This window comes from Nostoc sp. MS1 (assembly GCF_019976755.1).
Lineage (GTDB): Bacteria > Cyanobacteriota > Cyanobacteriia > Cyanobacteriales > Nostocaceae > Trichormus.
In genome coordinates this window covers 6,999,121-7,024,509 of sequence record NZ_AP023441.1, presented here as the reverse complement: position 1 = coordinate 7,024,509, position 25,389 = coordinate 6,999,121, and the positions used below count along the sequence as shown (strand labels likewise).

16 protein-coding genes are annotated in these 25,389 nt (G+C 38.4%); 6 read left to right on the top strand and 10 right to left on the bottom strand.

Annotated elements, in window-relative coordinates; translation table 11 throughout:
* The first annotated feature begins 219 nt into the window (after window positions 1–219).
* Window positions 220–2,865: a CHAT domain-containing protein gene (locus NSMS1_RS30435; protein ID WP_224089021.1), complete on the top strand. Its 2,646-nt coding sequence runs from the start codon at window positions 220–222 to the stop codon at window positions 2,863–2,865.
* Between the two features lie 52 nt (window positions 2,866–2,917).
* On the opposite strand, the gene NSMS1_RS30430 is transcribed toward NSMS1_RS30435, so the two are convergent.
* Genes NSMS1_RS30430 through NSMS1_RS30420 form a run of 3 tightly spaced genes read right to left on the bottom strand, consistent with a single transcriptional unit; the run spans window position 2,918 to window position 6,276 of the window.
* Window positions 2,918–3,676, bottom strand: coding sequence for a DUF928 domain-containing protein (locus NSMS1_RS30430; RefSeq protein WP_224089020.1), 759 nt, complete (start codon window positions 3,674–3,676; stop codon window positions 2,918–2,920).
* 23 nt (window positions 3,677–3,699) lie between these two features.
* On the bottom strand, window positions 3,700–5,586 hold the full coding sequence (locus NSMS1_RS30425) for a CHASE2 domain-containing protein (protein ID WP_224089018.1): 1,887 nt from the start codon (window positions 5,584–5,586) through the stop codon (window positions 3,700–3,702).
* Window positions 5,587–5,601: 15 nt separating this feature from the next.
* A complete protein-coding gene (locus tag NSMS1_RS30420; protein ID WP_224089016.1) occupies window positions 5,602–6,276 on the bottom strand; it encodes a DNA-binding response regulator in 675 nt (224 codons plus the stop codon).
* Window positions 6,277–6,303: 27 nt separating this feature from the next.
* Here NSMS1_RS30420 and NSMS1_RS30415 point away from each other — a divergent pair.
* A protein-coding gene (locus NSMS1_RS30415; RefSeq protein WP_224085966.1) for an IS630 family transposase occupies window positions 6,304–7,358 on the top strand; the annotation gives its coding sequence in 2 pieces (ribosomal slippage) (window positions 6,304–6,696 and window positions 6,699–7,358; 1,053 coding nt in all).
* 7 nt (window positions 7,359–7,365) lie between these two features.
* Here the strand turns inward: NSMS1_RS30415 and NSMS1_RS30410 are convergent.
* The gene (locus tag NSMS1_RS30410; protein ID WP_224089014.1) at window positions 7,366–7,623 is read right to left on the bottom strand and encodes a hypothetical protein; all 258 of its coding nucleotides are present in this window, start codon (window positions 7,621–7,623) and stop codon (window positions 7,366–7,368) included.
* Between the two features lie 391 nt (window positions 7,624–8,014).
* Here NSMS1_RS30410 and NSMS1_RS30405 point away from each other — a divergent pair, with 391 nt between their 5' ends.
* The gene (locus NSMS1_RS30405; protein ID WP_011320561.1) at window positions 8,015–8,314 is read left to right on the top strand and encodes a 30S ribosomal protein PSRP-3; all 300 of its coding nucleotides are present in this window, start codon (window positions 8,015–8,017) and stop codon (window positions 8,312–8,314) included.
* A 91-nt stretch (window positions 8,315–8,405) separates the two neighbouring features.
* On the opposite strand, the gene NSMS1_RS30400 is transcribed toward NSMS1_RS30405, so the two are convergent.
* A complete protein-coding gene (locus tag NSMS1_RS30400) occupies window positions 8,406–10,127 on the bottom strand; it encodes a serine/threonine-protein kinase (RefSeq protein WP_224089012.1) in 1,722 nt (573 codons plus the stop codon).
* 446 nt (window positions 10,128–10,573) lie between these two features.
* Between NSMS1_RS30400 and NSMS1_RS30395 the strand changes: the two genes are divergently transcribed.
* Window positions 10,574–13,636, top strand: coding sequence for an EAL domain-containing protein (locus NSMS1_RS30395; RefSeq protein ID WP_224089011.1), 3,063 nt, complete (start codon window positions 10,574–10,576; stop codon window positions 13,634–13,636).
* Window positions 13,637–13,774: 138 nt separating this feature from the next.
* Here NSMS1_RS30395 and NSMS1_RS30390 read toward each other — a convergent pair whose 3' ends face one another.
* From NSMS1_RS30390 to NSMS1_RS30375, 4 genes are all read right to left on the bottom strand, one after another.
* Window positions 13,775–14,782: a helix-turn-helix domain-containing protein gene (locus NSMS1_RS30390; protein ID WP_224089010.1), complete on the bottom strand. Its 1,008-nt coding sequence runs from the start codon at window positions 14,780–14,782 to the stop codon at window positions 13,775–13,777.
* Window positions 14,783–15,209: 427 nt separating this feature from the next.
* A complete protein-coding gene (locus NSMS1_RS30385; RefSeq protein WP_224089009.1) occupies window positions 15,210–15,944 on the bottom strand; it encodes an amino acid ABC transporter ATP-binding protein in 735 nt (244 codons plus the stop codon).
* A complete protein-coding gene (locus NSMS1_RS30380) occupies window positions 15,937–17,427 on the bottom strand; it encodes an ABC transporter permease subunit (protein ID WP_224089007.1) in 1,491 nt (496 codons plus the stop codon). Before NSMS1_RS30380 ends, NSMS1_RS30385 begins: the two co-directional genes overlap by 8 nt.
* A gap of 170 nt (window positions 17,428–17,597) precedes the next feature.
* Complete coding sequence (locus NSMS1_RS30375) at window positions 17,598–18,047, bottom strand: Hsp20/alpha crystallin family protein (protein ID WP_224089005.1); 450 nt, start codon at window positions 18,045–18,047, stop codon at window positions 17,598–17,600.
* 439 nt (window positions 18,048–18,486) lie between these two features.
* On the opposite strand from NSMS1_RS30375, the gene NSMS1_RS30370 reads away from it, so the two are divergent.
* Window positions 18,487–18,807, top strand: a complete 321-nt coding sequence (locus NSMS1_RS30370) for a DMT family transporter (protein WP_224089003.1) — start codon at window positions 18,487–18,489, stop codon at window positions 18,805–18,807.
* 1,364 nt (window positions 18,808–20,171) lie between these two features.
* Complete coding sequence (locus NSMS1_RS30365) at window positions 20,172–24,023, top strand: PAS domain-containing protein (protein WP_224089000.1); 3,852 nt, start codon at window positions 20,172–20,174, stop codon at window positions 24,021–24,023.
* Here the strand turns inward: NSMS1_RS30365 and NSMS1_RS30360 are convergent.
* On the bottom strand, window positions 24,004–25,110 hold the full coding sequence (locus tag NSMS1_RS30360) for a saccharopine dehydrogenase family protein (protein WP_224088998.1): 1,107 nt from the start codon (window positions 25,108–25,110) through the stop codon (window positions 24,004–24,006). The two genes, NSMS1_RS30365 and NSMS1_RS30360, sit on opposite strands and share 20 nt — an antisense overlap.
* Between the last annotated feature and the right edge of the window lie 279 nt (window positions 25,111–25,389).

Below are 25,389 nucleotides of genomic sequence, written 5' to 3'. Positions count from 1 at the left end.
AATATCTATTAAGCAAAAATTATAAAATTGGCAGCAACCATAGCAGGAGGTGCAATTCATTGCAACCAAGATGATGGAAGTGTAAAATTTATCTTTAACAGGCAAAATGTATAAGTCTGCAAACTTAATTGCAGAAAAATGTATTGCCAATATTTCTCTGCCACAGTATCGCTTAGTTACTAGAGTAGAAGCTAATAATTAAATAACATCGACATCACCGTGTTTAATAAAATTTATAAATCAACCAATACCTACTGGCTAAGGATATTCTTTTTCGGTAGTTTGCTTTTATGTCTATTATTAAGTAACGTACATTTAGCATCATCTGTTCACGCTCAAACCTCTGATACTACTCAATTAGTCAATCAAGGTATCACTAGTTATAAAAAAGGCAATTTTTCCGCCGCGATCGCACCTTGGAAGAAGGCTATTAATCTATATCAAAAGAATAATGATTGGCAGAATGTAGCAATTCTCAACGAAAATTTAGCCAGAGTTTATCACCAGTTAGGGCAAACTTCAGAAACCCTAAATTATTGGGAGAAAGTGATAGCTTATTATCGCACTCAAAACGACCTGCAAAAAGTTGGCAGGGTATTAACTGAGATAGGACAAGTTTATACTAATTCTGGACAAACCAAAAAAGCTGTTAGCCTGATATGCGGAAAAGATGACATATCAACTTGTCTAGATGGCAGTGCTCTAAAAATTGCCCAGCAACAAAAAGATACATCTGGAAAAATTGCAGCTTTGGGTAGTTTAGGAGAAGCTTATCGTCTCCAAGGTAATTATGATTTAGCGATTACATCTTTAGAAGCTGCTAAAAAATATCAAAATCAAACTTATAATGTCGCTATCTTCAATAGTTTAGGTAATACTCACGCCAGTATTGCTCAACTTTGGCAACTAAGAACTAAATCTGCTGAACAATATAAGAGACGTAGCTCCAGTGATTTCCAGCAAAAAGCTAGTGATAATTACAAAAGAGCTAAAGAGTATTTTCAAGATAGTATTAAAATAGCACATCAGCAGAATGATCTAAAAAACGAATTAAAAAGTCATTTAAATTTAATTAAGCTTGCTTATATTAGCATAAATAAAAATACACTTGATACCAATCAGGTGAACATAAATATCCAAGAAGCTGTAGAACTATTACCTCAATTACCAGATTCTCTTGATAAAGTATATGCAGCAATTGATTTAGCTAATTTACCTGCACCTGCTTTAGAAACTAATCGGATACTAACCGAAAATTGCAAATTTAGAAGATTGCCAGAAGCACAAGTAAGGCAACTGTTTAACCTAGCTATAGAAGTTGCCCAAAGTTTACAATCTTCACGTTCTCAGTCTTATGCTTTAGGAGCTTTTGGCCATTTCTATGAGTGTAATAAAAATTGGGAACTAGCTGTAAGTTTGACTAATCAAGCAATTTGGTTAGCTGATGAGAAACGGCAAAACAAAGATAGTTTATACTTATGGGAATGGCAGGCAGGAAGAATCTTAGAACAACAAGGTAAAAGTAATGAGGCGTTGGATTTTTACCAAAGAGCATATAATACTCTAGAAGAATTACGCAGTGATATCCTAACTAGCAACCGAGATTTTCAATTCAATTTCCGCGATGTTATTGAACCAGTTTATCGGCAATTGGCAGAAATTCAGTTAAATTTAGCTACATCTCAGATAAAAAAATCTCAAACAAAGCAACAACAATTAAACAGTGCCTTGGCAACCATAAACGCTCTCAGGTTAGCAGAAATTCAAAACTATTTCGGTAATGACTGTATATTAGCTAATATTAACAATAATAAATTAACAACAAATGATACAGTAGTAATAAGCTCAATTATCTTTGATGATAAAACAGGTATTATTATCAGTCTACCAAATCAGGAAGAATATATCAATTGGATAAATAAAGAGAAAGATGTGTTTAGCAATGATATTGCTGAATTTCGCTCTGAGTTATTAAATACATCGAATATAGTTTACAATACTGCGCTATCAGAAAATCTTTATGATTTAATTATTAAGCCTCTAGAAAAATATTTAATTGCGCAGAAGATTAAAACACTCGTATTTGTTCAAGACGGCTTTTTACGTAATGTGCCGATGACGGCGCTTTATGATAAACAAGAGAAGAAATATTTAATAGAAAAATATGCTGTTGCCACAACTTCTAGTCTACAGTTGACTAACCAGAAAAAGGGTAACTTACAAACTAGCGATCGCGCTTTAGTTTTAGCTGTTAGTAAAGAGGCTCAAATTGATAATCAATTTTGGAGAGCATTAAATCAAGTGCCTAATGAAATTAATGAAATCCAAAAGATATTTGTTAATAGTAAAAAATTGGAGAACGAGGAATTTAATAAAAAATATCTAGAAGCAGAAATTAAAAAACAAGATTACCCAATTATTCATATATCTACTCATGCACAGTTTGGGATTATCCCTGAAGATACGTTTTTAGTCGCTGGTAATAATGAAAAACTCACAATTAACGACCTAGAAAAGTTATTACGTGAAGCAAGCAATATTTCTAACTCTGTGGATTTGTTAGCATTAACAGCTTGTGAAACTGCCACAGGTGATGAGCGTGCAACATTAGGTTTAGCAGGTGTAGCATTACAAGCTGGCGCTAAAAGTGCTTTGGCTTCCTTGTGGACTGTATATGATGAATCGACTGCTGACTTAATTGCTGAGTTTTATCATCAATTGCGTAACTCTGGTATGAGCAAAGCACAAGCTCTACAAGCAGCACAAATAAAACTAATTAATGCCAGAAAAATACCAGAGATTAATGATAGATACACACATCCATACTATTGGTCAGGATTTATGCTCATTGGCAATTGGTTATAAGATACTCACAATACTTTGTGAATTGTTTTTAATTTCTAATGTCATTTGATATTTAATCTTGTTCTTGAATAGCAATTTGTTGTAGATATTTTACCCTTTCTTTAACTGCTACTTCTTCCCTTTGATCTCTAGCAGACTCGTATTTTGCAAAGTCTTTGACTAGGTTTGTCCCCAGCTTACCCAGTTTTAAATTGTTTGTTAACTGCAAAGCCTCAGTTACAGCTTCGTACCAAAAACCCTCCTCAGCATATAAATTAGCTTTTTCTAACTTATTATTTGTTGTCAACAATTTATTTTTGATTGTAGAGGGAATTTCTGCAACAATAAATTCTGCTGATTCGTCTATTTTCACCTCAAGACAAGTTCTACTTAACTGCCAAAGATATGTTTTACCCACAGTTAAATTAGGATATTTATCAGGATAATTTATTTGAAAAATTCCTGCTTTCACGTCTGCTAAAACTTCGTTACCTATTGGCTTTGGATCTTCATTGGCAATCAATTCAAAAATTCTCAACTCTACTTTTTGGGGACTAGAGACATAACCAGTAAAAGTAGGTCGTAAAGAAGCAGTGTATCCCACATATGTTTGAGGAGCAAGTAAGGTAAGAGGTATTGTTGCGATTGATTCTGTTTCACATCCTCTGCGTCCACCACTCCTGCTGTAATCACTTGCTGGTTTACGATTCGTCGGCTTAAAATCCGCCACAGCAATTGATGTAAAAAATAGTAATAAGCACAGAATAATGATAGTAGTAAAACGAGGCTTTACGGTTATTTTATATTGTTTAAATATTTGCTCTTTTGTCATGAGTAATACCTAGATAAATACAATTATTCAAGCTTCCAAATGATTTCACATACTGTTCCTCTAGGAGAAATAGATTCGCGTTTAAATTCTCCTTTTAACTTACTAGCAATATTTTTGAGTTGTCTTGTCCCTTTGTTTTCTGATAACGAAGTTAATCCACAACCATTATCTTTAATGGTGAGTTTATATAAATTCTGCTCTTGTTTACCAATGGATTCTACTCGTTTAGCACCCTGAGCGTGTTTACCGACATTACATAAAGCTTCTTCTAAAAATAAGCAAAGCTCTTGCTTATTTCTTAAAGTTAAATATTTATCATTTATAGGGTCAAATGTACGCACTTTAACATTAATATTATGAAAGTGTTCTAAATCCTGTCTCTCAATTGTACTGGTATATACTTCATAAAAAAGCTCATGAATAGGTCTTTTTAAATCCAGTTTTACCCCACTTCCTAAACGTAAACTTTCGTCTGGGCTTAAAGCTTCAATTCTTAAATATTCACCGATCGCCCTAATTTCATAGTTCAAACTTTCTAAATTCAATACTAACTGATCATTAGATAGGTTCTGTGTGCGTGCTTGACTTAACATATTAGCCAAACTTTGTAACGGCCCGTTATGAATTAAAGTAAATGTATGCTCAATTGCCTGTTGACGTTCATTAATTTTAGATTTTTGTTCTTGGTCATATTTATAAAAAGCAAATGCACTTAATCCTAAACCATTGATTCCTAAAATTAATAAACTAGGTGCAGCCGGAATCCACCAACCTGATAGTATTAATAAATAAGCTATATAAGTTAAAGCAAACCCTGAGACCATAACAGCTAAAAGATTTTTCCAAATATCTTGAGTAATTCTACCTACAATAATTGGCAGAAATCCCCAGAATATTATCCATAGATATTCTCCTTCTTTAGACCAAACGTTGAGCATTGGTCTATTATTAGTAACTGCATTAATTATTTGTGAAGCAACATGAGCATGAAACTCTACCCCATAAATCTGTCCAGCAATCTTTGAATTATTTATAACTGAAGTATTGAAAAAATCAGCAGCACTCGAAGCTGTAACCCCAATGATTACTACTTTATTGGCAAATAATTGAGGTTCAAATTCACCTCTTTTAATTTTATTTAATGATATCGTTGGAAATGGTTCTTTACCACTACGAAAATTTACTAATATTTTTAAACCACCATCTTCTATTTTTTCTTGATCTTTAGTGAGATATCCTCCAGAATCAGGTAATATGCGAGGCAATTCTGTATTAGCAAATCTAATAGTATTAGTGTCATGGATACCTGTTTCTATATCTATATTTTCAGAATATAAATAAACTTTTGCTAACTGTAGTGCTAAAGAATATTTATCTTCCTGGTTATTTTTTGGGTTAGGTGTCCAAACTAAATAGCGCCGATAGTTACCATCTTCATCTGCTATGACATCGGAAAACCCAGCTTGCTCTTTTGGTAATGTCGGCGATGGGGAAAATTCACCAGGACGTAATACCTTTTCAATAGCGATAATATTTTGATATTGTTGAAATACTTGCCTTAGTTCCTGATGTCCTGGTTCAACAGGTAGATTTCTGACAATATCAAGGCCAATAACTTTAGGTTTGTAAGTTTGAATTTTTTTGATTAAAAAAGCAATTTCTTTGTCAGGAATAGGATAAGTTTTGATACTGTTAATATCTTCTTCATCAATCCCAACAATCACAACTTTATCATCTGTTGATTCACTTGGGCTCAAGCTTAATAAAGTATCAAAAGCTATTAATTCTACACCTTGCAATAATCCTGTAAACCGGGCAAGAATGATGAGTCCCAAAACAGTAATCCCCGGTATTGCAGCTTGTCGCCAAATAGCAATTTCTTGTTTAACTTGTCTCCAGGTAAACCACATAGATGTGTACAATTCCTAATCAATTAAACCTTCTTGACGAGCGCGAATTTCTGTTTGGATACGCATATTTTTACCCTCTTCGGGATAAACACCAAGTACATCTTGAATTTTAGTCCAATATGTGCGTACAGAACGCTCTGCTCTGTGCATTTGTATAGATATCTGCCTATCTGTTAATCCTTTTTCAAAGGCTAGTTTTAATACTTCTAACCATTCTGGTTTCAGTTCCAATGCGGTTTTAATGTCTTTAGTATGAGTTGCACCTTGTAGCGCCAAATTGACGCGAATTAACATTTCTGATTCTGATAATCCTTTATCTGCGATCGCAAATCCCCCTTCATGTTCATCAATCTCGTGTTTTATCCGCACTAACGCCTTAACATAGCTACTTTGTACTAGAAAATTTTGTTGAGGATACTGCTTCAGTAAATGCTGTAATAAATTAATACCAGTCTCAATCTGAGCCAACATTCCCGCTTGCTGTGGTATCGACAAATCCATCACAATTAAATCAAATTCCGCACTGTTAATTTGTGCGATCGCTTCCGATGCTGTCCCAGCTTTGGCAATCTCTGCTTGTGGGTATTGTGCTTCTAGCACCTTCATTGTGCCACCTAAAATTAACTGGTGATCATCAATTAAGTAGAACAAGGTGAAAAAACCAAAGTGTGTAAAGATAAGTAAATACATAAATGTGTCTACCAAGGTAACAGGGATATGGGCAGCCGTTTAAGGGTATTTCTGACTCCTAAGCAAGATAAAATTTTGTTCAACCTGAGAACGGCAGATGTACCCCAGAAAGTGAAAGACCGAGCCGAAGTGATCAGATTAAGCGCACATGGTTGGTACGTAGAGAAGATAGCAGATCACTTTGACTGGACTGCCCAAACAGTAAGAGAAGTTTTGCATAGATGGGAAAAACAAGGTCTAGAAGGACTGTGGGAGAAAGCAGGGCGGGGAGGAAAATCAAGGTGGGCAGAAGCTGACATGGCGTTCTTAGAAAAATGCTTGGAGCAAGAACCACGTACATATAATAGTGTTCAATTAGCCCAAAAATTAGAGCAAGAACGCTCCGTGAAATTGAGTCCTGACTGGTTAAGGCAGGTACTCAAAAAAAGGGGGTCATTTGGAAGCGAACTAGAAAAAGCCACAAAGGAAAGCAAGACAAAGTATTGCAGCAAATCAAACAGGCAGACTTAGAGATGTTGGAATTATCTGCTGCTGCTGGAGAAATCGATTTAAAGTATATGGATGAATCAGGGTTTTGTGCCTGGAGTGAACCCAGTTACAGTTACTACTTCCGAGGTCAGCAAAAACGCCTGGAGCAGAGTAAGCGTCGGGGTCGAAGGTTAAGTATTATTGGGTTTCTTCAACCCCTAATTAGTTTTGTGTACGGTCTAGTGATTGGTGGCGTTTCACGCAAATCCTATATTCAAATGATGGAGCTTGAAGCACTTGAAGCCCAAAAAGCAGGTCGTATCAGAGTCATCGTTCAGGACAACGGCCCGATACATCGGTGCAAAGAAGTTCAGCAATTATGGACAAAGTGGGAAGAGATGGGTTTGTACATCTTCTTTTTACCTAAATATTGCTCAGAGATGAATCCAATTGAATTGGAGTGGCAACACCTGAAAAAAAATGAACTAGCTTCTCAAAGTTTTGAGGATGAATTAGACCTTGCCTATGCTGTCATTGATGGAGTTCAAAATAGAGGAGAAAAGGGAAACTACAGTACGCAACGTGTAAAATTTAACTCTTATTCTTCTGCTTAATTCTTTGTTACATACTTATAAATTTTCTCCACGACTTACTTACTAAAATTTTGAGTATAGATGAATTGGTTAACAAATCCTGATTCACTATTAATTTGTCAGCATTAATCATACCATTATCCATTGTTGCAATTAACTGTTTTACTGCTGATGAATACTGATTATTTTGTTGATGAATATTATTGCTATATTTGATAATTTTAAGAGATTGTGTTACATTATCATCACCTTGCATCCATGTAAGCATTTTTATTAAAAATTTCATACTATTAATTGTATGTGGTATAAATATACAAAAATTTAAGAATTTCCCAACTGACTAACAATATCTTGATCCCTGCTGATTAAGGCTGCCATTATTTTATGAAAAGCGAACGCAAAAGCCTATGCAGAAAAATGCAATTGTCAGTGGTTAGTTGTCAGTTGTGAGGCAGTGCGTTGGGCGGGTTCCCCGACTTGTAGCAACTGCCGAACCCGTGAGGGTCAGTTGTTCTCCCCCTACTCCCACCCTTACGAAAAGCAAGCTACATCTCCCTCATCTCCCTCATCTCCCCCCACTCCCTGCGTTTTATTTGGTCAACTGGTGAGATATTGAGTTAAAATAGGCGATCGCAAACTTAGTTAACTTAGTACCCGGATATTGGCCGGAGGTGTGATTGTCCAAGTTTATTTTAAAAATACTGTGGCTAGACGAAAACGTTGCTCTGGCTGTTGATCAAGTGGTAGGTAAAGGTACTAGTCCTCTGACTAAGTATTTCTTCTGGCCCCGCAATGACGCTTGGGAGGAGTTGAAGAAAGAACTCGAATCCAAGCACTGGATCAGTGATTTAGATCGCGTCGAGTTGCTTAACAAGGCAACAGAAGTGATTAACTACTGGCAAGAGGAAGGCAGAAACCGTCCAATGGCAGAAGCTCAGTTAAAATTTCCTGAAGTTACCTTTACAGGTAGCGCTTGATTTCATCAAACTAGTGCAACACGAAAACAATAAATCAAAGGTTTTGCTAAGGAAGGGTACAGGAATATAGGTGTTAAAAACCCTTATACCCTTACCCCCTTACATCCCCATTCATTTGCTGTGTTACAAGCTTCCACAATTTGATGGTCTTGTCCCTGCTGCCACTAGCAATCAGTTGTGCAACAGGGTTAACAGCAACAGCACACACCGAGTCTAAATGACTGGCAAGAGTCACAATTTCCTGTGTTGTGCTTACCTTCCACAACTTGATTGTCTTGTCCCAACTGGCGCTAATCAGCGTTTCGTTATCGGCACTAAAAGCCACTGCGACTACAGACCAACAATGGCCTGAAAGTGTGCTAATTAGCTGTCCGGTGTTGACATCCCACAATTTAATACTATTGTCATCGCTACCTGTGGCCAGAATTTTACCATCTGGACTAAAAGCGATCGCCAAAACCGCCCTTGTATGTCCGCAGAGTGTTACTGCTAAACTACATCTTGGGCGGTTTGGCATTTGCGCTATCTGCCAAAGGCGAATGGTTCTGTCAAAGCTGGCGGTAGCAAAAATCTCTCCTTGGGGGCTAAAGGCTACTGCACTCACTTGTAACTGATGTGCTTCTATAGTTAAAATTTCTTTACCGTTGCTGACATCCCACAGTTTGACTTGTTTATCCCAACCTCCACTGGCGAGAATTTCTCCATCAGGACTAAAACTGACCGATTTAACGGCGTGTGCATGTCCCTTTAAGGTGGCAATTTCTTCTAAGCTTGGCAGATGCCATAACTTAATCATTTTATCGTCGCTAGCCGTAGCCAACAGTTCTGCTTGAGGACTAAAGGCAATTGATGTAACAGCTTGGGAATGTCCCATGATGCTATTCACTACTTTTTGCGTGTTTAAGTCCCACAATTTGATGATTCTGTCATCTCCGCTACTAGCCAGTGTTTGACCATCCCGGCTTATGGCTAGGGTATTGCCAGAATTTCCTGTGAAGGTATGTAAGCATCTCCACAGGGCAGTAGGGGATGGGTAATTAGGTATTTTAGCTTCTATACCCATTGCTAACATGACTTCATCAGCCGATTGATAGCGTTGATCAAGCGATTTTTGGATAAGTTTATTGAGGATTTTACTGAGGCGATCGCTTATCCTAGTAGATAAATATTGTTGCCATACCCAACAATCGTTAGCCACATCATACAAATCAAACGGCGATATCTGGGTAAGTAAATAAATACAGGTAACACCCAAACTATAAAGGTCGCTGGCAAATACAGCTTTACCCTTGATTTGTTCTGGTGCAGCATATTCAGGAGAGCCAACTGCACGTTTATCAATCTCTGAGATCATTTGCACATTAGCAAAGTCAACTAAAAATAAATTTTTTGTGTCTGATGCCGATGGTTTGATAATGTTTTGCGGTTTAATATCACCGTGAATAATTTGGCGATCGCTAATAAATTTGAGAATTGGTAATAAATCAGTTAATATTTGCCAAACCCGCGTTTCAGGAAAAGCGCCGTCTGCCTTTACCAATTGAGCCAAATTAGTACCTGTAATAAATTCTTCTACTAAGTAATAACGATTTTTGTACGGAAAATAGTCTAATAAAGTTGGTAGCTGTGGATTTTTGCTGATTTCCTTTAGACATTGAACCTTTTGCTCAAACACAGCATCATCCAACTGCTGGACTACACAAAGAACTGGCGGAGATTGACCTTCATCGACGGCGAGATAGGTTAGGCATCCCCCACCACTAATCAAATTGAGTAACCGATAACGGTCTTGTAAAAATTTTAATATAGTCATTTAGTCCTTATAAGTGTTAAGACTTAAATGCTTACAACCAAGTGCCTTATTCTGCTACCCTCTGTCGTAGTAGATTACTTAGGTATGCCGTTTTATTGAAGAAATGTTACGCCCATATAAAGTTTCAGTAAAAAATATGACTCCCTCTATCAAAAGGAGTAAAGTTAATAATAGTTTAACAATCTGCTTTGACAATTAAAAATTAGTGTTTAGCAATTACTGTATGATTAACCTCAGAGAACTATGTAGTTTTAAATTATTTCTAGATACTCACATTTGTCTCGCACTAAAAGCAGTAACCGTTTTTAGTGTAAGAGTTTAATTTATACAGTCATCCTAGATTGCTAATGTACAAGTGTACAGACACTATCGGCTAAAAAGTCAGAGCTGGTTAAAAAATGGGGTTTTTAATAAAAGTTCCTCAATTATTTATATAAAGTCTGACAATGGTTTTTACCCGTGGGAAAGTGTACAAAAATCAGGTGCATCTTCAGAAAAAGAATAAGGGCTTTTCCCAAGTAACAGAAGATTACCTCTGTGCTTATAATGCTGAAAATATTCCGTTAGGACAGGAATTTCAGCATTATGAAAATTCAATGTCAAATTTACAAGAACTGGTGAAGTTATTAGTTGATATCAACCCATATCCAGTCATAATTATTTGTTTGGAAACTCATCAAGTTTTATTAAAAAATAAGCTTGTAGAAAACCCTATAGTTGAAGAACTGATTACTAATTTTTTAGCTAGTTCAAATTTATGCAATCCTGTAATTAATCAGTTACAAGATAATAATTTTATTGATGAATTAGCGATAGACATCAAACGTAACGATAAAGAAAATGTTGTAGCAAAAATTTCCGGTAAGCTAGTCAATTATGCAGATAAACTAGCAGCCTTACTGATTTTTGCTGATGTAGATACTGTCCTGGGAACCACCGCCCAGAAAGAAGAGATTTGGAAACAACTAAAATCTGCGAATTTTCCTTTTAAGATCAGCGATGCCCAACAATCTCTAACCCCTTCACATCTAATAGAACGGGCGCTAGCTGCTACTAGTAATGGAATTGTGTTGACAGATGCCAATTATCCAGATAATCCCATTATTTATGTTAATCCGGGCTTTGAAGCTATTAGTGGCTACTCTGCCGATGAAGTGATTGGCAAAAATTGCCGTTTCTTACAAGGTAATGAATCAAACCAGCCAGGTTTAGAAGAGTTACGTTCTGCCCTGCGAGAAAAGAGAGAATGCCATGTCACCGTCAAAAACTTCCGTAAAGACGGTACACCCTTTTGGAATGAACTCTACATTTCACCAGTGTTTGATGGTAATGGGCAATTAACTCATTTTATCGGCGTTCAGAACGATATTACTCAACAGTTACAGGCACAAGAAAAATTACGAGAGCAAGAAGAAAAATATCGTCAAATTGTAGAAACCGCAACTGAGGGAATTTGGGTACTCAACCAAGATAACGAAACTACTTTTGTTAACCAACAGATGGCAGCGATGTTAGGTTACACAGTTGAAGAAATGGTTGGGAGAAACTTGTTTTCTTTCATGGATGCTGAAGGCATAAAAATTTCTCAACAGAACCTTTCTCGCCGTCGCCAAGGTATACATGAGAAACATAATTTTAAATTCCGTCGCCAAGATGGCTCAGATTTATGGGTAGTTATTTCCTGTGCGCCGTTGTTTGATGACCAAGGAAACTATGTTGGTGCATTAGGAATGGTAACTGACATTAGTGATGTCCTTGACGAGTTGCGTTTACGCAAACAAGCAGAAGCAGCATTACAGGAAAGCCAAAAACGTTTAGACGGAATTTTAAATTCTTTGGAAGTCGTTATTTGGTCAATTGCCGCAGATACTTTCGAGACTTTTTATCTCAATTGTGCCGTTGTTCAAGTGTATGGGCGTGAAATGAGTGAATTTTACGAAAATCCTCAGTTATGGTTTGATATAATTCATCCAGAAGACCAACAACGAGTTAGTCAATCAATTGAACCCTTGCTGTTGGCTGGTAGTCAAGAATTAGAATACAGAATTTTCCGTCCCGACGGACAAGTACGTTGGATTTGTAACCGCAGCCATGTAATTTACGATACCGTTGGTAAACCCATCCGCATCGAAGGTATTGCCACTGATATTACTGAACGGAAGAACATGGAAGAAAAGTTAGTTCACCATGCTTTCTACGATGACCTGACGGGACTACCTAACCGTGTTTTATTTATGGAGCGGCTGACGCAAGCCATAGCCAAAATTAAGGAAGATCCAGATGAATCATTTGCCGTTTTATTTTTAGACCTTGACCGTTTTAAAGTTGTGAATGATAGTTTAGGTCATTTGGTGGGTGATCAACTATTGGTAAGTTTTGCCCAACGCCTGCAAAGTTGCTTACAACCGGAAGATACTTTTGCTCGTTTGGGTGGGGATGAGTTCACTATATTAATTTCTCACATTAAATCTGTAGACGATGCAACCTGCATAGCCGAAAAAATTCATCAGGTACTTAAATCACCATTTAACTTAAGTGGGTACGAAGTATTTACATCTGCAAGTATTGGTATTGCTTTAGGTACAAATCAATACGTTCAAGCTGCTGATGTGTTGCGAGATGCAGATGCCGCACTTTACGGTGCAAAAGAGCATGGTAAAGCTTGGCACATAGTATTTGATCCCACTATGTACGACCGAGCTGTAGCCCTTTTGCAATTGGAAACTGACTTGCGTTGGGCGATCGCTAGACAAGAATTGCAAGTGGTTTACCAACCAATTGTTGCAGTAGCCACAGGCAAAATTACTGGATTTGAAGCACTAGTTCGCTGGCAACACCCAGAGAAAGGCTTAATTTCTCCAGCAGATTTTATTCCTGTAGCAGAAGAAACAGGACTAATTACCCAGATTGGTCAATTTGTCTTGCGCGAGTCTTGTCTGCAATTAAAACAATGGCATCGAGAATTTCCTCAGTTCCAGCATTTGAGTATGAATATCAACCTGTCCGGTAGACAGTTTTCCCAACCCTATTTAGTTGAGGAAATTCAACAACTCTTGCAAGAACTTGAGCTTGAACCTAACAGCATCAAACTAGAAATTACAGAAAGTGCGATTATGTTCAGTCCTGAACAAGCTGCAATTATTCTGCAAAAATTAAAAACTTTAGGTATAAATTTATGTATTGATGACTTTGGTACAGGTTATTCATCTCTAGCTTATTTACACTGCTTTCCCATTGATGTTTTAAAAATTGACCGTTCCTTTACTAATCGTATTGATAGCGATGGTGAACAACTGGCAATCGTCCGCGCGATCGCCACTTTAGCCAGCAACTTAGGTATGAGTGTAGTAGCTGAAGGAGTGGAAACAATTAACCAGTTAGTACAATTGCGGTTGTTAAAATGTGACCAAGCTCAGGGATACTTATTTTCCAAAGCCTTGAGTAGCGACAAAATCAGCTTGTTATTAGCTACTAGGGGAGAGAGGTTAGATTGGGGAAGTAAGCAGTAGTAGGGGAGTAATCAATTCAAAATTCAAAATTCAAAATTAGGAAATTCTACCTCTGGTTGGTGAATCTCGACTCCGCTCGATTATCGCGTAGCCAAATCACTGCATTTTGTCTATGGACTATGGACTATTGACTATTGACTAAAACGCTTCTGGTGGCGCAATGTTATTACCAATATTTACCCCAATATCGGTAGATTGAATGCCTGATGTGGTTCTGGCTTCAGGTTTTTGTGGTGATTGCAAAGTGGATGAGGTGGGTAAAATTATGGTGTCTGCATCAACTAAACTATTGGGATTGGCTTGTTGAGAAATACAAGATAATGCACCTACGGCTCCAGCGACAAGAGCGGTATAACCTAGATATAAGTGCATAGGACGTATTTCAAGATTGAATGGTTTGCTGCTATTTTTGCTCTGACACCAAGAGGGTATGACTGATTTACTCGCCTGTGGCTTGGGTAAAGAAGCAGCTAAAATTGTGCCATTTATGCCTAAAGCATTTCCCATTACCCGAATAAATCCACGCACATAGACATCATCGGGTAATAAATCAAAATTAGCATTTTCCACAGCTTCCATTTGTTCAATAGAAATATGTGTATATATGCTGAGTTGCCCTAAGCTTAAATTTTGATGCTCACGGGCTTGTTTTAGCTGTTGCCCTATTTGCAACATGACTTCTAAGCGTTCTTTATTTGCCATTTCTTTGGCTAGCTCAGTTTTTGATGGTTTTTTATCTGCTTTGAACCACTCAATTATTGTTGTTGCTGGGTTTTGATTAACTAAGGTTGGTTGTGTCAAGTCAGTTGATGGTTCCTTAGCGGTTGTTGACAAGGGTAATTCTGTCAGGGTGGGGGTGTCTATACTTGCAGTCTCTTTATTATCAGCAGGTTGATCAATATGTGCAATCATTTCATGTTGTTGAGCAAATTGCTGAAATGCTAGACCAATTGCTTCTCTACCTACTGCTTTACATAAAACTTTGGCTTGTTCGCCAGCTACACCTAACAATGTTTGCAACCTAGCGACAACACGACGATATACTTGGCTGCGATGTAACTCAACTTCAATTTGTGCTAATAGCGATCGCAATTCTTCTTGAGAAATAGCCACAGTTGGATTGCCGGGTATGTTCAAAAGATACATAAGCCAAGAGCCATTATTACAATATATTGCTGTATAACTTCTCGACTCCTTCATAAATTAATCCGGAAGTTTTGTATTCTTTTTACCTATTATCTCCGCAATCAGTTAAGAGTTTCCGTTTTTTTATCAAGCAAAATCTAAAAAGCCTTTATATCGTCTGTATTTCAAGATTTAGCTTTTATGGGACACACTATAAAACAGTACTATGACTATTGTTCATTATATGTAGTTATATATATAACACTTACGTATATGTGCATAAAATTATTTTTTCTTCTTTATAATTTAAGGTAATGAAAGTGTTTTCTAATTAAGTGTTATTTCTGAATAAAGGAAATATCCTCACTAATTTGTAATACTAAGTTGCGTTCAGACATAATATTCCTACTCCCTATTCCCTACTCCCCACTCCCACAGCAATATACGACTAAAGCATTTTTTCTAAAAATTGCTGGGCGCGATCGCACTGAGGATTTTGGAAAAACTCGCTAGGGGTAGTATCCTCAGCTAAAGTACCTTGGTCAAGAAACATAATTCGACTAGCAACTTCACGGGCAAATCCCATTTCATGGGTAACTATAGCCATTGTGATGCCTGTTTGTGTTAAAGCCTGCATGACTAACAAAACATCCTTCACCATTTCTGGATCTAATGCAGATGTAGGTTCATCAAATAATATCATTTCTGGTTCCATCGCCAAAGCACGGGCGATCGCTACTCTTTGTTTCTGTCCCCCTGATAATTTAGATGGGTAAACATCTGCTTTTTCGGCTAACCCCACCTTGGCTAATAACTCCAAGCCTTTGTCTTTGGCTAACTTAGCATCTACTTTTTTGACTTTAATAGGTGCATAGGTAACATTTTCTATTACCGTCAGATGGGGAAATAAATTAAAGTGTTGAAACACCATTACCAACTGCTGACGCACCTTACCAATATTTATCTTGGGATGGGTGATTTCTACATCATGGAAATAGACTCTACCTTTAGTGGGGCGTTCTAGTAAATTCATACAGCGTAAAAATGTAGACTTACCCGAACCCGAAGGGCCCAGAATGGCGACAACTTCCCCTTGATAAATCTCCGTCGAAATATTCTTCAGTACATCCAATTTGCCAAAGGATTTACACAAAGATTCTGTACGAATAACTACCTTACTCACTTTGTCTCAATCTCCTTTCTAAAACTGATGCACTGTAGGTCAAACCCATAACTAAAACATAGTAGATTAACCCAGCAAACAGCAGAGGTTCAAAGTAAATATACTTGTTTGCCCCGACAATTTGGGCGCTACGTAATATTTCTACTACACCAATTGTTGAAACTAAAGCCGAGTCTTTCAATAGTCCGATAGTCTCATTTACCAACGCAGGCAGAATATTTTTTAAGGCTTGAGGCAGAATTATATCCCACATCATCAATCGGTAGGGAACACCCATCGACATCGCCGCCTCGGCTTGTCCTTTGTCTACAGCCTGTATTCCTCCCCGGATGGTTTCGGACATATAAGCGCCGGAGTTGAGAGTAAAAGTTAATACTCCTGCTTCTAAGGCTGAGATATCGTAGCCTGTAAGTTGGGGTGTAGCGTAGTAAACCAACGCCAACTGTAAAAGTAAAGGTGTACCACGAAATACGGAGGTATAAGCGTTAGCAACCCAGATGAGGGGCTGAATACCAGTAATTTTACATAAAGAGAGGACTGTACCCCAAATTAACCCTAAAAATACTGATAACAGGGTAAACAATAATGTGAGAGGGATACCTTTAAGAATAAAGGGAATGTCAGGCAAAATTCGCCTAAAGTCGAGATTTAACCCGCTTTTAGCTGGTGGTGTAGATACTGCATCGGTGGCGGTAGTTTGGGAGAACCATTTAGTAGCTAACTTTTCTAGTTCGCCGTTATCCCGCATTTGTTGGAGGACTTGGTTAAATGGTGCGACTAATTGGGAACCTTTAGGAAATGCGATCGCCGATCCACTACCCTCTTCTGAAGGAATCACGTTAAACTCTAACTCTGGGTTGGCTTGAGCAAATCCCCTAGCAACGGTATCCTCAACAATAGCCGCATCGATACGCCCTGATTTGATTTCCTGTATGGCCTCTGGAACTCTATTAAGTTGCTTGAGTTGAATACTTGGAAACTTGGCTGCAATCTTTTTAGCATTTTGTTCTTGAATAGTTCCCAACTGTACCCCGACTGTTTTACCTACCAAATCTTGCGGCTGTCTGAGGTTACTAGTTTTGGGTGCAACAATGGTATCTTTGGCTTCGTAATAAATAATCGAAAAATCGACATTTTTCCGCCGTTCTGGTGTGGGAGTCATCCCAGCCATGACAAAATCAGCCCGATTTGCTTGCAGTGCAGGAATTAAACCATTAAAATCAGACTCCATAATCTGAAGTTTAAACCCTAATCTCTGAGCTAGGGTATTAGCAATCTCGACATCAAAGCCAACGATTTGCCGATTTCCTCCTTTAGTATCATAGAACTCATAAGGGGGATAATCTGGCGAAGTAATCATTGTCAGCGAATCTTTACCTACAGATGATGCTGCTTGTAGTGAATGACTATGACCTGTGATAATGCTGATGACTAACATTGCTGTAAACAGCATCGTTAATATCCAGGCTTTTCTTTTTCTCATAAGATTTTTCAGTTAAAAAATACATCATAAGCATTTCTGTATTTGCTGTATTCAAGGAAGAAATAAAAATACAAGTGATTAAACGCCGATATATACAAAAAATCCACCCTGATGGGGATGGATTATTGTTTGCTATATGGGGTAGATAGTTTATCTACCCTACAAAGTAATTAACCGATAGACTCTACATTAATTTTCACTACCTTGTTCTTTTCTGTTTCGGCTTTAGGTAGTGTCAAGTTCAAAATACCATCTTTATATTCTGCTTTGACATTGGTATTTTGAATACGTGCAGGCAAAGGAATTACACGTTGGAATTTACCATATTGAAATTCGCTTCTGACCACGCCCTTTTCTTCAGTCTTGGTTTCAGACTTACGTTCGCCACTAATATGAACAGATTTTTCTGTGACTTGTAAATCTATATCTTTAGCGTCAATTCCAGGAATCTCTAGCTTCAGGTGAACTGCTTCTGCTGTTTCGTGTAGTTCAGCAGCCGGAACTCTGATTAAGGTTCTGTCTAAGAGTGTAGCAGGTAGCATATCTTCTTCAAATAACTGATTCAATTGATGTTGTAAAGCGTTTAAATCTTGCCAAGGGTTCCAACGTACAACTGCCATATTTTTATCTCCTCTAAAGTCCCTTTTGGGAATCATCTGTATGTTTTATCTTTGATTTGTTCTCAACATATTCAGAAACATAACTAGAGTAAATTCGGTTTGTATCACCTAGTAAATGATGATTTCCGAACAATTAAATCGTTAACCCTTAAGTACGGTAAACCCAAATTTTATATGTTCGGATAGCCCTACATCCCTTCCTAAAAATGTCTTAACTCTGTGTCTCTGTGGTTAAATCGATTTCTACCACAGAGGCACAGAGAAACTATTAATAGCTGTTGTTCAACTAGCAGAATTGTGAAAAATAAATTATTAAGATGGCTAGGAAGCGGAGACAATTATATGCAGCATAGTTTCATTATGGGATAACTCACATATTGGAAACTTGCTGTATTTCTGCTGACAGTAAATCTTTGTTTTGTCAAAAAAACACTACAATATGTCAATAAGTTTAATTTATTTACTTGTGGCTATCCTTTTTGAAGTATCTGGTACAACCTGTATGAAGTTGTCAGATGGCTTTAATAAATTGATGCCTTCGGTTTTGATATTTGTTTTTTATGGGCTTTGTTTTACTTTTCAGACATTATCACTGAAGAATATTGACATTAGTATTGCTTATTCAGTGTGGTCTGGTTTAGGTACTGCTTTAATTGCTACTATTGGTTTGATTTGGTTTGGTGAGTCTATGACTCTAGTTAAGTTTATGTCTCTGATTTTAATTATTGTTGGAGTCGTTGGGATAAATTCAGGCAAATAAAAACTCTACCACAAGGGGATAAAGTTTTTTGGCGCTGCACTACTCACCCTACTATGGATACTTAAATTTCAGCAAAAACTGCCTTAGAGATTATTTATAAAGTAAATCTTAAGTACGGTGCTTGATGGCTTCAGCACAAGGCAATATCTAATCTAGCGGTGCGTTAGGCGCTTCTATCAGATTTTCCATGAGAACCTATAGTCAAAGTCTGCGCCTAACACACCTTACAAGAATTTTATGGTTACTTTATAAATAACCTCTTAGAGCGTTTTATAATTTTTTGATATGGATTAACAACACCCTTTTCTTATTAACTAATTTATGAAAAAAATTAGGTTTAAAACCCCACACTTTTTGGTAGTTGTATTAATTTTGACAGTTGAATTTTGAATTAATTTATACTTAGTTACGGTTGTGTGCTAGAGCAGTAAAGCTGCATTCCTTGATTTCTGGTAAGTATCAAGCAATTACTATTATCAACATTCACAAGAGGATTTTTAGAGGTTTTGCTTGTTAGTCTTGAGTACATACCGAATAATAACGGTGTGCATATCGCAATACATACTACATATAAAAGTATCTTGATTTTTCTTATCTGTTTAGCAGTTTCTTTAGATTTTACTAATGATTTTTGCGGACATACAGTTTTAGGAGACCAGAAGTGGTCATTAAAGTTGTAATAACTCATTTATTCTCCTTTTTTAAGCTAGAAAATTATAAACAGTAAGGGTTATAACTAACAAAGTTTGCTAAAGCAGGAAAATTTAACAAAACTATTTAACTACGTATGTAGTTAAATAAGTTATTGCAGTACTTAGCCAAGAGATATTTCAGTCTTATTTTATCTGAAATAGATAGATTCTAATTGATGAATACAATTAGCTAGCAATAGCTTTGAGCTTCACTTTCCTGCTTTATGTAAACTATTAAAAATGCTTTGCTACAAAAAATCTTCTGACAAAAGTCATAGATAAGTCCATGACTTTTGTCATAATTATTGCATTCATATCTATCACTGGTAAGTGTAAGTCTCGGAAAAAATCAGTCAGTTGCTTGTGCAAGAGTGTGTGGTAGAAATCAAACGACATTATAACTGACAAAATTATCAAGTCAATATGTTGAATATATCGATAATTGCATTGATTTAGAGGAAAGTAGTCATAAATAATGTGCATATTTAATTGATACTAGTAAAATGTTAGGGTGAGAAATTTAAGGCTTTGGTAAATTTACCTGCCTCAATTCTGCAAACACTTGGTAGTTAAACTTTTTCTGGGCGAAAACCTCAGCCTTAAGGAAGATCCTGATCTGCAAGTAACTCAGGTTGAATAGAAGAAACCGTGTATGTATACGGATGAATCTTCATGAAGCGTGACACCACTGGTAAGTTTGTTAGTAATTGGGACTCGGAGAAAAAGCAACGATTTAGTGTCTCTCTGACCGATACAGCGTGGCGATCGCTTGATGAGGAGGCGCACAGGCGAGGGATTTCGCGCTCAGAGTTGATTGAACAATTCGCCCGGAGCTTGGAAAATCAAGAAGACACAGCACAGGTAATTGCCTCCTTGGAACGGCAAAAGCAGGAGTTAGAAGCCATAGTCGAAAATGCTCCAGATGCGATCGCTCGTTTCGATCAGCAAATCCGTTACCTATATGTTAACCGTATGGGTGAGCAAATCCTGGGGTGTTCACGGGATCAGGTTTTGGGCAAATCCATGTCTGAATTTATGTCAGACCCCATTTACCTATTTTGGGAAGAAAACTTACGCCTAGTATTTACAACCGCTCAAGAACAGGAAATCGAATTTGAATTTGCTACTCCCTATGGTGTCCGGTTCTATCAAGCTCGGTTAGTGCCAGAATTGGATGATGCGGGAACGCCGATCTCAGTTATCGTCATTAGTCGAGATACAACTGAAAAACAACAGCATACCCAACTCGTCACCGAGCAAGAAACTGAGCGCCGAGTCACAAAAATTCTTGAGAGTATTACAGATGCTTTTGTTGCCTTTGATCATCATTGGCGCTACACCTACGTAAACCATGCCGCAGCCAAAATCCTCAACAAAACCCCAGCAGAACTGATTGGTAAACAGGTTTGGGAGGAAGTTTTTCCTGAACTAGTTGGTGGTTTGGCTTATGAGGAATTACACCGAGCTGTAGCCGAACAAGTTCCAGTTTCTTGGCAAGAGTTTGGAGAACCGATTCAGTGTTGGATAGAAGTCAATGCTTACCCGTTTGCGGGGGGTATAGCAGTTTATTTCCGTGATGTGACAGAGCGTAAACAGGCGGAAATTGAGAAGGAAAGGTTATTACAAGCACTGGAAATAGAACGCACTCAGTTTGAAGCGGTATTACGACAACTGCCTACGGGTGTGATGATTGCTGATGCTGCTTCGGGTAAATTGGTTCTGACTAACGAACAAGCTAAACAAATTCTGGGGTATAACTTTGAACAGTCAATGGAATTGGCAGAATATGAACCAATTGTACCGTTTCATGCTTTTCACCGTGATGGGACAATATATGCTCCTTACGAGTATCCACTACCGCGATCGCTCTCACATGGTGAAGTCGTTGCTAACGAAGAAATGCGGCTATGTTGGCCAGACCAGAAGTGTATTTTTATTAATGTCAATTCAGCACCCATCTTAAATCATCAGGGACAGATTGTGGCAGCTGTTGTCGTGCTTGAAGATGTTACAGAACGTAAACGACTAGAATCTGAACTACAACAGCGAGAGCAAGATTTTAAAATGGTGGTGGAAATTGCCCCAGATATTATTAGCCGTATTGACCGAGAGTTTCGTCATCTCTACGTCAGCCCGGCTGTAGGATTGATTACAGGTATCCCGCCAGAAGAATTTATTGGTAAGACCAATACTGATTTAGGTATGCCAGAAGAACTGTGTAACTTTTGGCATGAGATTTTACAACGGGTATTTGATACAGGTAAAGAACAAACTATCGAATTTAGTTTTCCTACAGATACAGGTATTCGCTGGTATCAGTCGCACCTTGCTCCAGAATTTGCCAGTGATGGAACTGTCGCCACAGTAGTAGGTATTGCCCGTGATGTTACTGATTACAAACAAGTTGAGCAGGCTTTGCGAAAAAGTGAAGAACGCTTGCAGCAAGCATTAGCAGCAGCACAAGCTGCACAACGCCAACTCACAACTATTGTAGAAACCTCTCCCATCGGAATTGCTCTATTTGATAATCAACAGCGATACGTTACCATTAATGAAGCCTTAGCACAAATCAACGGATTATCCAGAGAACAACACTTTGGACGTACAATTGCTGATATATTTGGTCAATCCGATCCTCAAATTGTGCAAATATTTCACGATATTTATACTACAGGCAATCGCTTCATCTCACCCAAATTGCCGATTAATTTACCTCAACGGAGCGATCGCCAACCTGGTTACTACAATGTCTATTACTTACCCACAAAGAACGCCCATAATCAAGTAGAAGAAGTTTTAGCTTACGTCTTAGATGTCACCGAAGAAGTCCGATTAGAACAAGGTCAACGTTTTCTCTCAGAAGCTAGTAAAGTGTTAGCTTCTTCCCTCGACTATCAAATCACCCTAGAACGAGTCGCCCAACTGGCAGTCCCGGAGTTAGCAGATTGGTGTACAGTTCATATAGTTGCAGACGATAGCTCTATCGATCAGATTGCCGTAGCTCACACTAACCCTGATAAATTGATATGGGCTGATCAAATTAGACATAAATATCCTCTCAATCCCAAGGATGCAAGAGGTGCAGCATTTACATTGCGGACTGGGTTGCCAGATTTATTATCTGATATTCCCGATGAGTTATTGGTGCAAGCAGCCCGTGACCCAGAACATTTAGAAATTTTACGTCAGGTAGGGTTTAAATCGGCAATGACTGTACCACTAAGAACCCAAACGCGGATTCTTGGTGTTATCTCCTTTATTTTTGCCGAGTCTGGACAACGCTATGACAGAAGCTACTTGCAACTAGCTCAGGAGTTGGCATATCGTGCTTCCTTAGCAATTGATAATGCTCAATTGTATCGGCAAGCGCAACGCGATCGCACCAAAGCCGAAGCCGCCAACCGCATCAAAGACGAATTTCTGGCTGTACTTTCCCATGAATTGCGATCGCCCCTCAATCCCATCCTTGGCTGGTCAAGAATGTTACGCACTAAGCGGCTAGATGCAGCAAAAGTCGAGATAGCCTTAGAAACTATCGAACGTAACGCCAAGCTGCAAGCCCAACTGATTGAAGATTTATTAGATGTGTCTCGCATCCTCCAGGGTAAAATGACGTTAAATACCGCCCCAGTTAATTTAACTACTACCATTGAGGCGGCATTAGAAACTGTACAACTGGCAGCAGAAGCTAAAAACATCAGTATCAAGACTATACTCAACCCCATTGTCGGCGCTGTTGTTGGCGATCAGAACCGTTTACAACAAGTTTTCTGGAACCTCCTTGCCAACTCCGTCAAGTTCACCCCCTCTGGTGGCAAAATTGAGGTGGAACTGGAACAGGTTGATAACTATGCCCAAATTCAAGTTAAAGATAATGGTAAGGGTATTGTTCCAGAGTTTTTACCTTATGTGTTTGAATATTTCCGCCAAGAAGATGGGGCGACGACAAGGAAGTTTGGTGGGCTGGGGTTAGGCTTGGCGATCGTTCGTCATTTCACTGAACTGCACGGGGGAACAGTCCAAGCCAGCAGTCCCGGACAGGATTTAGGCGCAACTTTTACTGTCCGCCTACCGTTAAACTTTGTCAAGCAAGAGTTATCTGGTAATAATCCACAAGTAAGTAGTACAACAGACCTCACAGGTGTAAAAATCTTGGTGGTAGATGATGATGCAGATATGCGAGAATTAGCCGAGTTTATCTTGACGCAAGTTGGCGCACAAGTCACCACGACTTCCTCAGCAAAGCAGGCTTTAACTATCTTAAATCAGTCAGTCCCAGATTTACTATTATCTGACATTGGGATGCCAGAAATGGACGGCTATTCCCTGATGCGACAAATTAGACAATGGTTGCCGCAACAAGGGGGAAAAATTCCTGCGATCGCACTCACGGCTTACGCTGGAGAAATCAATCAACAACAAGCCTTAGCAGTCGGCTTCCAAAAGCATATTTCTAAGCCTGTGGAACCAGAAGAGTTAGTGCAGACGATTTTTCAATTAGTTTTTACAACCAATGATGATTAATCTGCATACCTCGACTTGCTATTGCTTCCATAAACAAATCGGTTGATAGTGCTTCTTCTACAGGCCAGACCCCTGGTTTTTTTAACTTTCCTTCTAGGAGAAATTGAGCCAGACTACCAGTGCCACAGCCAGAAGCTACAGCAGTATTTTCATGTACTAAAGTCGAGCAGTAAACAGCTTGCTCACTATTTTTTATTCCCGTAACTTCTGAGCGCACTGCCACACCAATACCACTAAAATTATTCGTCACATCTGTCATCAAATGGCTGACATGAGATAAAAATTCAATCATCCCTCGACGCTGCATTAACCATTTAGGAAAAATGTGAGCAGCAATCCAAGTGAGATGATTATAAAAATCGGGAACTGAACCAAACTTTGTAATAACTGTTTTTACACCAGGGAAAGCTTCAGGTAGTGTAAAGGTTTCTGGCATATCAAACCAATAAACCCCACACTTGTTGTAGGGAGCAGGAAAGTTAACTACTTCTCTTTCACTATAGGGTTTAACTATCTGCCACCTGCCATCTAACCAAGCTTCAAAAGGATGTTGTAATCCTAAAAAGGTAGTGCGCATAACTGTAATGCCAGCACCACCAGAACCAGCTACTAAATAACTTAAATGTATTTTTTCTGCTTGGTCGAGTTGCTCCACATCATGGCGTACCATGCTATTAGAAATACCTGGAAAAATGCCAGAATTTACAATTGCTGTTACACCAGCAGCATGGGCTTCCTCATGGTATTTTAGAGCCTTACTTGTAAAAGAACGGTGATCACTAACATCTAAATAGTTAACCCCTTGTTCAATACAAGTCTTCAGAACATTAGCATCCCGGTAGTGAAAAGGGCCTGCACAGTGGATGACTAAATCAGAGTTGGCGATCGCATCTGTCAACCTGTCCACTTCTGCCAAGTCCAGCACCAGAAACTCTACTTGCCCCCCCGAAGGTAAGGTAATATCCTTCTGTGTCGCTGGGGAGCGTCCTGTAATTGTAATTTGGGCTTGGGTATGGGTGGCTATATCTTCGGCAACACTGCTACCAATCCGCCCCCTTCCTCCAAGGATTAATACGCGGTCTGTCATTACTCCGGTAGGGTAACTATATATTCATTTCAGCAGCTTTTTCTCATCTTGACATCAGTTGCAAGTATGACATGAGGGGAGATGTGGTGTGGCTAAACGCCACGCTCCGCGTAGCTTGCTTCCACGGAGTGGTACGGCTACGCTCACCAACCGGGTGATGAGAGTGATGGGGGAGCAGAAGAGAAAAAACAACAGTCAACTGCCCTCTGCCTCCTCTGTTTTTTTATTAAAACTACTGTGTTTTATCAATAAATATTCAAATTAAATATATGTATAATT

What these genes read in the sequence shown, in the direction of transcription:
- NSMS1_RS30370 (WP_224089003.1), top strand. Translation starts at nt 18,487, where the DNA reads ATGTCAATAAGTTTAATTTATTTACTTGTGGCTATCCTTTTTGAAGTA.
- NSMS1_RS30395 (WP_224089011.1), top strand. Translation starts at nt 10,574, where the DNA reads ATGGTTTTTACCCGTGGGAAAGTGTACAAAAATCAGGTGCATCTTCAG.
- NSMS1_RS30360 (WP_224088998.1), bottom strand. Translation starts at nt 25,110, where the DNA reads ATGACAGACCGCGTATTAATCCTTGGAGGAAGGGGGCGGATTGGTAGC.
- NSMS1_RS30380 (WP_224089007.1), bottom strand. Translation starts at nt 17,427, where the DNA reads ATGAGAAAAAGAAAAGCCTGGATATTAACGATGCTGTTTACAGCAATG.
- NSMS1_RS30375 (WP_224089005.1), bottom strand. Translation starts at nt 18,047, where the DNA reads ATGGCAGTTGTACGTTGGAACCCTTGGCAAGATTTAAACGCTTTACAA.
- NSMS1_RS30410 (WP_224089014.1), bottom strand. Translation starts at nt 7,623, where the DNA reads ATGAAATTTTTAATAAAAATGCTTACATGGATGCAAGGTGATGATAAT.
- NSMS1_RS30400 (WP_224089012.1), bottom strand. Translation starts at nt 10,127, where the DNA reads ATGACTATATTAAAATTTTTACAAGACCGTTATCGGTTACTCAATTTG.
- NSMS1_RS30425 (WP_224089018.1), bottom strand. Translation starts at nt 5,586, where the DNA reads ATGTGGTTTACCTGGAGACAAGTTAAACAAGAAATTGCTATTTGGCGA.
- NSMS1_RS30365 (WP_224089000.1), top strand. Translation starts at nt 20,172, where the DNA reads ATGAAGCGTGACACCACTGGTAAGTTTGTTAGTAATTGGGACTCGGAG.
- NSMS1_RS30420 (WP_224089016.1), bottom strand. Translation starts at nt 6,276, where the DNA reads ATGTATTTACTTATCTTTACACACTTTGGTTTTTTCACCTTGTTCTAC.
- NSMS1_RS30390 (WP_224089010.1), bottom strand. Translation starts at nt 14,782, where the DNA reads ATGTATCTTTTGAACATACCCGGCAATCCAACTGTGGCTATTTCTCAA.
- NSMS1_RS30430 (WP_224089020.1), bottom strand. Translation starts at nt 3,676, where the DNA reads ATGACAAAAGAGCAAATATTTAAACAATATAAAATAACCGTAAAGCCT.